Raw genomic sequence first — 10,137 nt, 5'->3', positions numbered from 1 at the left:
AAATTGTTAACCATTCTTCAGTTATTCTCCTTGCTTGAGCTAAGTTGTTAAAAAGATATAAATCGAGTACTTCAGTACGATAGGTACGATTAAATCGTTCAATATAGCCATTTTGATAAGGGCTACTGGGCTGGATATAATCAATGGTTATACCATGGTTGGTAAAGGTTTTTCCTGTAAATTCTGGCCCATTATCGACCCGTATTTTTAATGGATACCCATGATATTCGGCCAGTTTATCTAAGTAACGGGTAATCCTTCCTGCCAGTAAGCTTACTGCAATATCAATACCTAACGCCTTACGATTAAAGTCATCGATAACATTGAATGTCCTAAAGCGACGTTGATTACAGCGACTATCACTCATAAAATCCATTGACCAACATTCACCTTGTTTATTGGGGGCTAATAACCTTTCCGGGCATCGTGGAGGAATGCGTTTTTTACGCTTTACCCTGAGATTAAGCTTTAATTCACAATACACCCGATATACCCGTTTATGATTCCATTGATAGCCGAGCTTTCTGATACGATTAAAACATTTAGGAAAGCCCCAGCGTAAATGCCGGTCTGTGATAGCATTCAACACCGAAACAATCACCGAATCATCCTGTAACTTAGCTTGATAATAGTAAGCACAACGGCTTAAACCAACAATGGCACAACTCATAGCAATAGTAACTGAATGATTTTGTTGTAGTTGCTGTGCCCACGTTTTACGTGCCCCTGTTGGCACTAAAGCTTTTTTATGATTTCTTCCTGAAGCTGAGATTTTAAACTGAGCTCAGCAAACATCTGTTTAAGTTTACGGTTTTCCGCCTCCAGCTCCTTTAAACGTTTGATGTCTGAAATTTCCATACCACCGTATTTATCACGCCATTTATAGAAAGTTGAATTACCCATGCCCTATTTACGACAGAGCTCCTTGACAGGAATACCCGCTTCAGCTTCTTTTAAAATAGCGACGATTTGATGTTCAGTCATTTTTTTCATCATTGAATCCTCTTTTACTTTTATCATAGAGAATTTCCTACTTTTTGGCTGTACTATTTTAGGGGGTAGTTACACAGTAAGCTTACCGGCAGGAAGGATTACCCGTTACTTAGATAAACTGGCCGAATATCATGGCTATCCATTAAAAATACGGGTAATAATGGGCCAGAATTTACAGGAAAAACCTTTACCAACTGGGCTAAATTACATGGTATAACCATTGATTATATAGAGCCCGGTAGCCCATATCAAAATGGCTATATTGAACGATTTAATCGTACCTATCGTACTGAAGTACTCGATTTATATCTTTTTAACAACTTAGCACAAGCAAGGAGAATAACCGAAGAAGGGTTAACGATTTATAACACCGAAAGACCGCATGAGGCATTAAATAACATGACACCGCTCGAATATAAAACATTAAAACAGGCAGCTTAATTTTCTACGTAAGTTGTGTACTAAGTTTGTGGTATTTACAATACCATTATTAACCGCAAAGACAAGCAAGTGTTGGTGACGGCTCGTTGAACGCAAAACTGGGCAAGTATTAATCGGAAACACCAATCAACGCACCATCTCCAAAGCTAGATATATGATAATAAAATGGCTAACGCCGTTTAAAAAAACGGTTAAAAACATCATCATTTGATAATGAAGCGGAATTTAATTATCATCGTGCTATTGAATATTATTCAAACACCATGGTATATTTTGCTAAGCCTTATAAAAGCAGGCAAAGAGGCATAAATGAAAACACCAATGACTTAATCCGTCAGTTTTATTAATTCATCGTCCATTTTACTAGTTGACGATCAACAGATAAGGAAAATACCATATTTATTGAACTCACTGCCAAGAAAACAGCATAAGCTTAAAAGCCCTGTCTCTTTTTAGGAGTTAAGGCTAATTGCACTTCATGGTGTAATCTAGATTATACCGCTATTTTCAACTATAAAATTTTCCTCAGATAAAATCAATTTATATCCATAATCACCGAATTTATTTGACTCATTTAAATTTGGAAAAATAAACCACAAACTAGCTTGGTTTTCAAAATCTGGAAAATAAGTAGGACTGATAAGTTTCTCTTTTTACTTTCCCTTGAAAACACTAAAGAATTCCCATTAAACATAAATTGACAAATTAAATTACTTTAAATACTTATCATTATTAGCCCCTGGTAGCTTTACAACCACATTTATAGTACCATCTTCTAGGCATTCGAAATCCGTTGCTTCACGTGGCTCAATTACAATTATATCACCCGAACTATACTCTATACCATTCATTCTCACCTTTCCAGAAAGAATTACAGTATATTCGGTAGCTATTTTATGATAATGCTCTTCTTCATAATCGCCTTTATTATATTTTTTTACAGCAACTTCAACATCATTAGTTTTATAAATAGAAGGCTCAAAGTTTCCGATAAACCAACCTTTTGTCATATCATCTAATTTTGCAATTTTCATTACTTACTGTCCTTTACATCCAATAATTCTGCTAAATATTGAGCTAATTGCATCTCCGTTTTAAGAGGATGAAACTTTTCATTATTAATTTTATAAAGAGAGACTTTTTTTTGTCTCAAAATCATCTCATTAACAGACTGACTCAGATAAAAAGAACCATTGATCAAGTTATCTTTTCGAATAACATCCATAGCACACTCTACAAAATCGGCCCCCTTTTTGTAATAATAAAAGGAAGCTAACGCATTTTTACTAATAGGTTTTTTTTCTGAGACTTCAATCACTAAATTATTTTTGTCTAATTTTGCAAAAGAATATCTTGGATGAACAGAATTAAAAGAAACTACACCTGTATCACTTTTATTATCACGAAAATATTGTAAAATTCTCTCGCTTGAGACTTCAATAAAATCATCTACAGCTAAAAGTATTAATTCTTCATCGTTATTAATATACTCTATACCAAGCAAAGCCGTACATACTGCCCCCTTTGTTTGGTCATTTATAATAACAATTTCACTATCAGGAACCAATTGTTTTATAACTGAATCGACCTGAAAATTTTTAATATCATCATTTTTAACACAAAACAAAAATTTTCTTGGATTTAATCCTTTACAATATTCAATCTGTCTCTCAATTACCAATTTTTCATTAATTTCTGTAAGATAAAGAGGGTAATCTTCACTATTTTTTTCAAAATTTTGCCCCCCCATCAAGAAGATTATTTGCATTTAATATCTCCTTTCTCTATTTCTAAAATACGCTTTTTTATATTTTTATAGTTAACATCATCAACTGTTTTAACTACTAATACATGAGCCCCAGAAGCAATTGCAGCTTTGATACCATTTGCGTTATCTTCAACTATCAAGCAATCTTGAGGACAAAGCTCCATTCTTGATATGGCAGTTAGGTATATTTCAGGATCCGGTTTAGCATTTTTTACATCTTGGTTACTTAGCATAAAGTCGAAATAATCTGTTAATTTAGCATAATTCATCATCATTTCAATCGTCATTCGAATTGAATTAGAGCCTACTGCAAGTCGATAACCCTCTGATTTTAACTTCGATAACGCATATTCATGATTAAAGCGAGGTCTACATAGATTTTGAATCATTGATACAGTGTACTGTTGTTTCATTTCATTAATAAAATTATGTAACTGCGCAGGTAATCCTTTTTCTAAAGTTAATTTCTTTAGCTTCATTGAAGTCGGCAATCCGTCATAACTAGTTAGGTGCTCAAAACGATTTATTTCATATCCAAATAAATTTAAAGCGCGGTTAAGAGCTTCATAATGCCAATCTTTAGCTTCTATTAATACTCCATCCATATCAAATAATACAGCTTTAATTTTCATTTAAAATATCCTCTTGCTACTTCAGGAAAATCAGTACAAAGCATTAAATTTTCATTAGTTACGTACTTACTTTTACGAATCATATCCCATTGTTTTGATACATCCCTTCTATGTAAATCAGCCGAAACTAAACAAACCTTTTTTCCTTGTTTAATAAGATTATCAATTTGCGTGTGATCATACCAATCTGAATTAAAGCAATCCAACCAAACACCACAACAATCATCAATTAAAACTGGTTGATTCAAAATATCACTTAGTCCAGTAAAGACATTGAGTTTGTTATTAATTTGACAAACCATATCTGGTATTGACATATCAAAAGTAAAATAATTAGTATGGTTGTATTTTTTGAGTATTTCTTTGATAATTTTAGATAATCCATCAGCTTTAATATTTAGAGCCAATGGTAAATTTCTTCCATCCATAATGGATAAAAGCTGCTCAAATCTCATTTCATCACCTACAGGCATATCATGTGAAATAACTATTTCACCATCATGATCTCTTAAATCAGTTTCTGTACCAAAACCAAGATCAAAGCTTCTCTTGAATGAAATCTCAGTATTTTTTTCTTCAATTGCTTTCCAATATCCTCGATGAGAAAGAACTATCATTTTTTTACCCTCAAAGAAATAGGATTATTAAGAAAAAAATCCAAATCTTTGGGAATACCTAATCCATACATACCATTATATTCTTCACCTATACCATATATACCGATTTTCTTCCCTTCTCTTATTAGATAGTTATAACAAGGGCAAGTATAAAATTCGTTATTAACTCGAATATTATCCTTTATCATTTGTTCAGCAGCTTTAACAAGATATTTACCTTTAGAAAAATTGAATATTCCAACTGTAGCATCATTTGAGATTACTTTTTTTTCAGCTGTTTCAATCACAAAACCCTCATTATTTGTTTTGGCATATGACCACTTAGGATCATTAGATTTCATCGTCATAATCATACCATCTAGATTTTTGTCAGAAATTGCATCTAAATATTCATTTATATCAAAATCAATATATTGATCAGCATTGGCACTCATTAAAGGTTCATTATTATCGAAGTATTTTTTAGCAAGAAGTGCTGTACAAACTTGACCTTCAGTTATTCCATTAATACCAATAATTTCCACATTTTTTGAATACGATTTCAATTTAGGTATTAAATTATACTGATCTATATGTTGTTGTTGGCAGACAAAAATAAAACGATGTTCACATTTCGGTGATAGGTTATCTACAACAACCTTTATCATGGGAACATCATGAATTGGAATAAATGGTTTGGGTATAGAAAACCCTGCATTTGCAAATCTACTTCCCCTACCAGCCATAGGCAATACGATGTTAAGCATATAATTATTATTCCCAATAAATTAAAATAAATGATTAAATTTTCGCATTTTAACAGAAAAAATTAATTCCTTATTATTTTTTTTCTAATTTTTTTTCGCAATTCTTTATTTTTTTTACCTAAAATAAACAAGGTTACTAACTTTGCAATCGTTTTTACTAATTGATAATTCAGCAAAATGAAATTCAATTTTAATCTTTCACAATTAAATCCAGCAAATTTAGTAGAGGTTAAAGTTACATACTTGTAATACAATCTCTTCCACTCAACATGAGTTATACATGAAAAATGATCTAATTTACGATAATTATAAAATTTTTTAGGAGGCTTTAAATTAAAATTTTTCCAATCTAAAAAAATAAAATTAGAAACAAAGTAACGTTCTGTTTGCGTTATTTGGTCTTTGTTAACAGCTACTTTATTATTACACAATACTTTTCGATTATTTTGTTGTAAAAAACTAATGAATATATACTGTTCGGGAGCATATCTTCTATCCGATTTGCCATTTTCTTGAAAATAGAATTCATCAGATTCGCTCATTAATTTGATATCAAATAGTCTTAATAAATCATTTTTCAGACCAAAAAAGGCAATATCTGAAGGATGATAGGGCAAATTAACCTTGTTGGGATTGCGTGAAAAATAACTACAAGCCAAAACTTTATGCTCAAATAAAACATACTTTTGCTCAACAAGATTGTACAAATTGAAAAACTTTAGAAAGGAATTTCCTTTTAACAAAAAATCACTACGAATCTTAAACACATACCGACTTTTTACCTCTCTAATTCCATTTAAACTTGAAATAATGAGTCGATTAACATTATTGATTTTTATTCCATCACAGTAAGTGTGAGCAAATCCGCCTGGATCTTCATTAAGAACTAATTCATCAAAATCTAATCCTTCCAAATTAGAAAAATTCCAAGTAGATAATATAATTTTAGATTCAGGAAGGTACTTTCTAATACTTAGCAAGCTAAGTTTTGTCAAAATAGGTACCACAGGTCCTTGTACAACTACTGAGATATCCTCATTTTTTATCATTTTTTCGCAATCCACTTTCAAATGTTTCTTGTGGCTTCCAGCCTAACTGTTTTTGTATTCTCGATGAATCGATAGCATATCGATAATCATGACCAAGTCTATCGGATATAAATTGAATTAAATCTTGGTATCGTTTGATTCCAATTGGGTGTTTGGGAACAAGGTAATCCATCATTGAACAAATAATTTGCACTATATCTAAATTGGTATGTTCATTATTAGCACCAATATTATAAACCTCGCCAATTTTACCATTTATTAGTACTGCATATAAAGCTTTAGCGTTATCTTCTACATATATCCAATCACGTATTTGTAAACCATTGCCATAAATGAGTATAGGTTTACCAGCTAGAGCATTTATAATTACAGATGGAATCAATTTTTCAATATGTTGAAAAGGGCCATAATTGTTGCTACTGTGGGTTATAATTGCAGGAAATCCATATGTACGAAGCCATGCTTTAACTAAATGATCACTTGATGCCTTTGATGCGGAATAAGGGCTGCTTGGGGAATAGGGGGATGCTTCGGCAAATAATAACTTCGTACTACCTAAATTTCCATAAACTTCATCAGTTGAAACGTAGATAAATCGGAAATTGCCTTTATCTTTCTCTGATAAATTGCTCCAATAATTTCGCGAAGCCTCCAAAAGAGTAAAAGTTCCAATAATATTGCTTTCGATAAAATTAATTGGACTGATTATTGAGCTATCGGCATGGTTTCGGCGACTAAATGAATAATAGCGTGAGGTTGATATTGTCGAAATACACGTTCAAGTCCTTGCCGATTACAAATATCCATCTTTTTAAAGATATATCGACTGTTGCTTGAAACCTTTGCTAATGAGCACAAGTTTGCTGCATAAGTTAATTTATCAATATTAATTACATAACTTTGAGTATGTTCAATAATATAACGAATAACAGCAGAACCGATAAATCCGGCTCCACCTGTTATTAATATTCTTTTAACATTATTTAGCAAAATCACCGCCCTATCCCATAATCCCTCAACTTATTAGCAATTGCTGTATGCGACACTCCGAGCCTTTTAGCCAGTTTTCGGGAGCTTGGGTATTGGTCATAAAGTTTTAATAAGATTTCTTTTTCAAACTGCTTGGTTATTTCATCCAGAGTTTTATTTTCGATATTGTTGACCCATGATACTTGTGATTTAGGTGTTGGCAATACGATATTTTTAACCGTTAATATTGGGGTAGTTAATTGGGCTAATGCAGAGTATAAGATATTTTTAAGTTGTCTTACATTGCCTGGCCATGAATAGTGAACAAAGTAGTCAATAAGGTCATTATCGATCGCAGGTGGTATGATCCCTTGTTTATTGGCAAATTCATTAACAAAGATATGCGTAAGTGGCAAAATATCATCTTTACGTTCTTGCAATGAGGGTAAATTGAGCGACAGTACATTAAGTCGGTAGTAGAGATCTTTTCTAAATTTACCTTGTTCGACTAAATCAGCTAAATCGACTTTTGTTGCACAAATAATTCTTACATCGACATAGACTTCATTATCGTCACCTACTCGCCGAAAATAACCATCATTAATAAAACGTAATAATTTGGTTTGCATTTGAAAAGACATTTCATCAATGCCATCAAGCAATACTGAACCACCATTAGCTTGCTCAAAAAAACCTTTTTTACTTTCAATCGCCCCTGGGTAAGCGCCTGCTGCGTGCCCGTATAATTCACTTTCCACTACCTCATCAGGCATAGCTGCACAATTTAATGCTAGAAAGGTTTGATCGCCACGAGGGCTATATTGGTGACAAGCATTAGCTAGTAAGTCTTTACCAGTACCTGTTTCGCCTGATATTAATAAAGGTTCACTTTGCATAGAAAAAGCTTTAGCCTGTGCAATAAGTTTTTGCATAACTAAACTTTGAGTAGCAAAGATATCGAAAGCATGGTGCCCGACGACTTTGATTTTCGACAATCGTTTTTTTAAGTAAGCAATTGGTTGCACAACAAAGACTGTTTTAGATGGATCAACCATTTTTTGCAATAAAAAGTGCTGAGAATTTAAAACGATGATTGTATCATCTTGTTCATTTATATTTATTGTATTATCAAAATTAAATGTTTTTTGGTAATCAAAAGGTTGATTTAATACTAAAACGTTATGAGGAAATAATACTTTAGCCGTATCATTATACGCAACTAGAAGTTGGTTATTATCAATTTCAATCATTGCAGCTTGCATATTCTTCCCACTTTTCACTAAGTTTTTTTAAATTATCGCGTCGATGTTGCCACTGAGAATTATTTTTTAATTCAGCATAAGTGATTTTTGTATTAGTTAATAGATGTTTCGCTTTATCTGATATTAATGGATAAATCTTATTTAGCTCTGTTAATCTTTCTAAAATGGCAATAGTGCCTTGTCGATTATTACAAGCTAACAATAGATCACAGCCTGCCGCTAATGCTGCTTGGGCTCGCTCGGCATAGCCTCCCATTATTGCTGCACCTTCCATCGATAAATCATCGGAAAAAATCACCCCCTCAAAATGTAATTGCTCACGCAGTACTGTTTTAAGCCAATAGGGTGAACCACTAGCAGGCTGATCATTAAAAGCAGGATAGATAACATGAGCAGGCATAACGGCATCGAGTTTTTTATCAGCGATCAATTTGGCAAAAATTTGCATATCGTGTTCAATGAGTGATTTTTCACGATGATCAATAGGTGTTTCTTTATGCGAATCAGCAAGCACATGACCATGTCCAGGAAAATGTTTACCGGTTGTTTTCATTCCTGCAGCATGCATACCATCAATCATAGCAGCAGCAACTTGATAGGCGATATTGGCATCTTGATGAAATGAACGAGTGCCGATAGCAAGACAATGATGACCTAAGTCTAAAACGGGCGCATAGCTAAGATCGATATCAAAAGCAATAAGTTCCATTGCAAGTACCCACCCCGCATCAAAAGCTAACGATTTAGCTTGCTCAAGCTCATTAAGAGCCGCAAAAGATTGCGCAGGTGGAATAGCAGTAAAACCATCACGAAAACGTTGAACTCGCCCACCTTCATGATCAACCGAGATTAATAAACGCTGTGTAGAAACTGCCCGAATCTGTTTTATCAATTCTCTTAATTGAGTTTGATCCTGATAATTGCGACTAAATAAAATCACCCCACCAACCAACGGGTTTTGTAATAATGCCTTATCTTCTTCGGTTAATGATTTACCTTCAACATCAATCAGCAATGGTCCCATTATTTGTTATCCTCAATAACTTGATTTGATCCCTCGTTAATATTGAGTTGTTTAGAAAAATCTTTAGAGGTAGATCTAGCTAGAATTTCTCCACTTTGTGTTGAAATTAATTCCATTGCAAGATCTGCTCCATGGCTTTCATCAGGCACTTTATAGATAGTGGTGAAAAGAACATAGTTGGCATTTATTGACTTAGCCAACCCAATCATCTTACCGCGAGAAACTAACTTATCATCAGCTGAAATACCCAGCGTTTGTTTAGCTTGATTTATGACCTGCTTATTAACCACTGTGAACGTGTTTTGTTTATGCATTAATTGGTGTAAAGCTTCATCAATTTGATTGCTTGCAAGATAATCACCGCTACGATTTTGAATATCGCTAATTAAAATAAGCTTATTATCAGAACTTGCAAGTGATGTATTAGCCAACTTATTGATAAAAGGCGATAAGATTAAATGCCAATCCGTTTTTTTAACAATTTGAGGAGGCATTTCAATGACCGCCGTATCGCTAGACTGCGTTTCATCTACTGGCGGTTTCATTTCCACTTTTGGGGTATTGCTAATAAGATGACAGCCAGTTAACGCAAAAATTAATGCACTAGTAACAAATATACCTTTGAACTGTTTCATA

General features: G+C 33.2%; 11 protein-coding genes and 2 pseudogenes. 1 reads left to right on the top strand and 12 read right to left on the bottom strand.

Annotated elements, in window-relative coordinates; genetic code table 11:
• Together A9G41_RS10820 and A9G41_RS14060 are read right to left on the bottom strand one after the other, a co-directional pair.
• A partial coding sequence (locus A9G41_RS10820) for an IS3 family transposase (protein ID WP_075539662.1) occupies positions 1 to 736 on the bottom strand: 736 nt, incomplete at its 3' end.
• Complete coding sequence (locus A9G41_RS14060; RefSeq protein WP_081302164.1) at positions 736 to 903, bottom strand: transposase; 168 nt, start codon at positions 901 to 903, stop codon at positions 736 to 738. The genes A9G41_RS14060 and A9G41_RS10820, both read right to left, overlap by 1 nt.
• Before the next feature lie 246 nt (positions 904 to 1,149).
• Here A9G41_RS14060 and A9G41_RS15105 point away from each other — a divergent pair.
• Positions 1,150 to 1,434: pseudogene (locus A9G41_RS15105) on the top strand (transposase); the annotation flags it as partial.
• Between the two features lie 710 nt (positions 1,435 to 2,144).
• On the opposite strand, the gene A9G41_RS10810 reads toward A9G41_RS15105, so the two are convergent.
• The 10 genes and pseudogenes from A9G41_RS10810 to A9G41_RS10765 all read right to left on the bottom strand — a co-directional run bounded on the left by A9G41_RS10810 (position 2,145) and on the right by A9G41_RS10765 (position 10,136).
• Positions 2,145 to 2,468 carry a hypothetical protein gene (locus A9G41_RS10810; protein WP_065581372.1) on the bottom strand — a complete coding sequence of 108 codons (324 nt, stop codon included), beginning with the start codon at positions 2,466 to 2,468 and terminating at the stop codon, positions 2,145 to 2,147.
• Entirely contained in the window at positions 2,468 to 3,202 is a 735-nt protein-coding gene (locus A9G41_RS10805) for a glycosyltransferase family 2 protein (RefSeq protein ID WP_065581373.1), read from the bottom strand. The genes A9G41_RS10810 and A9G41_RS10805 overlap by 1 nt, the downstream gene beginning before the upstream one ends.
• Positions 3,193 to 3,834 carry an HAD family hydrolase gene (locus A9G41_RS10800; RefSeq protein WP_065581374.1) on the bottom strand — a complete coding sequence of 214 codons (642 nt, stop codon included), beginning with the start codon at positions 3,832 to 3,834 and terminating at the stop codon, positions 3,193 to 3,195. Before A9G41_RS10800 ends, A9G41_RS10805 begins: the two co-directional genes overlap by 10 nt.
• On the bottom strand, positions 3,831 to 4,451 hold the full coding sequence (locus A9G41_RS10795) for a phosphodiesterase (protein WP_065581375.1): 621 nt from the start codon (positions 4,449 to 4,451) through the stop codon (positions 3,831 to 3,833). The genes A9G41_RS10800 and A9G41_RS10795 overlap by 4 nt, the downstream gene beginning before the upstream one ends.
• Positions 4,448 to 5,197 (bottom strand): glycosyltransferase family 2 protein, encoded by a 750-nt coding sequence (locus tag A9G41_RS10790; RefSeq protein ID WP_065581376.1) that lies wholly within the window; start codon positions 5,195 to 5,197, stop codon positions 4,448 to 4,450. The genes A9G41_RS10795 and A9G41_RS10790 overlap by 4 nt, the downstream gene beginning before the upstream one ends.
• A gap of 62 nt (positions 5,198 to 5,259) precedes the next feature.
• The gene (locus tag A9G41_RS10785) at positions 5,260 to 6,246 is read right to left on the bottom strand and encodes a WavE lipopolysaccharide synthesis family protein (protein WP_065581377.1); all 987 of its coding nucleotides are present in this window, start codon (positions 6,244 to 6,246) and stop codon (positions 5,260 to 5,262) included.
• Positions 6,233 to 7,236, bottom strand: a pseudogene (gene rfbB / locus A9G41_RS10780) (dTDP-glucose 4,6-dehydratase). The gene A9G41_RS10785 and the pseudogene rfbB overlap by 14 nt, the downstream one beginning before the upstream one ends.
• 2 nt (positions 7,237 to 7,238) lie before the next feature.
• Positions 7,239 to 8,477 carry a sigma 54-interacting transcriptional regulator gene (locus A9G41_RS10775; RefSeq protein ID WP_065581378.1) on the bottom strand — a complete coding sequence of 413 codons (1,239 nt, stop codon included), beginning with the start codon at positions 8,475 to 8,477 and terminating at the stop codon, positions 7,239 to 7,241.
• Entirely contained in the window at positions 8,458 to 9,501 is a 1,044-nt protein-coding gene (gene nagZ / locus A9G41_RS10770) for a beta-N-acetylhexosaminidase (RefSeq protein ID WP_065581379.1), read from the bottom strand. Before nagZ ends, A9G41_RS10775 begins: the two co-directional genes overlap by 20 nt.
• Positions 9,501 to 10,136 carry a hypothetical protein gene (locus tag A9G41_RS10765; RefSeq protein ID WP_065581380.1) on the bottom strand — a complete coding sequence of 212 codons (636 nt, stop codon included), beginning with the start codon at positions 10,134 to 10,136 and terminating at the stop codon, positions 9,501 to 9,503. The genes nagZ and A9G41_RS10765 overlap by 1 nt, the downstream gene beginning before the upstream one ends.
• Position 10,137: the final 1 nt, after the last annotated feature.

The sequence above is a fragment of the Gilliamella sp. Nev5-1 genome, assembly GCF_001690895.1.
In the GTDB taxonomy this organism is placed as follows: domain Bacteria; phylum Pseudomonadota; class Gammaproteobacteria; order Enterobacterales; family Orbaceae; genus Gilliamella; species Gilliamella apicola_C.
This window is presented reverse-complemented; position numbering and strand designations above follow the sequence as displayed.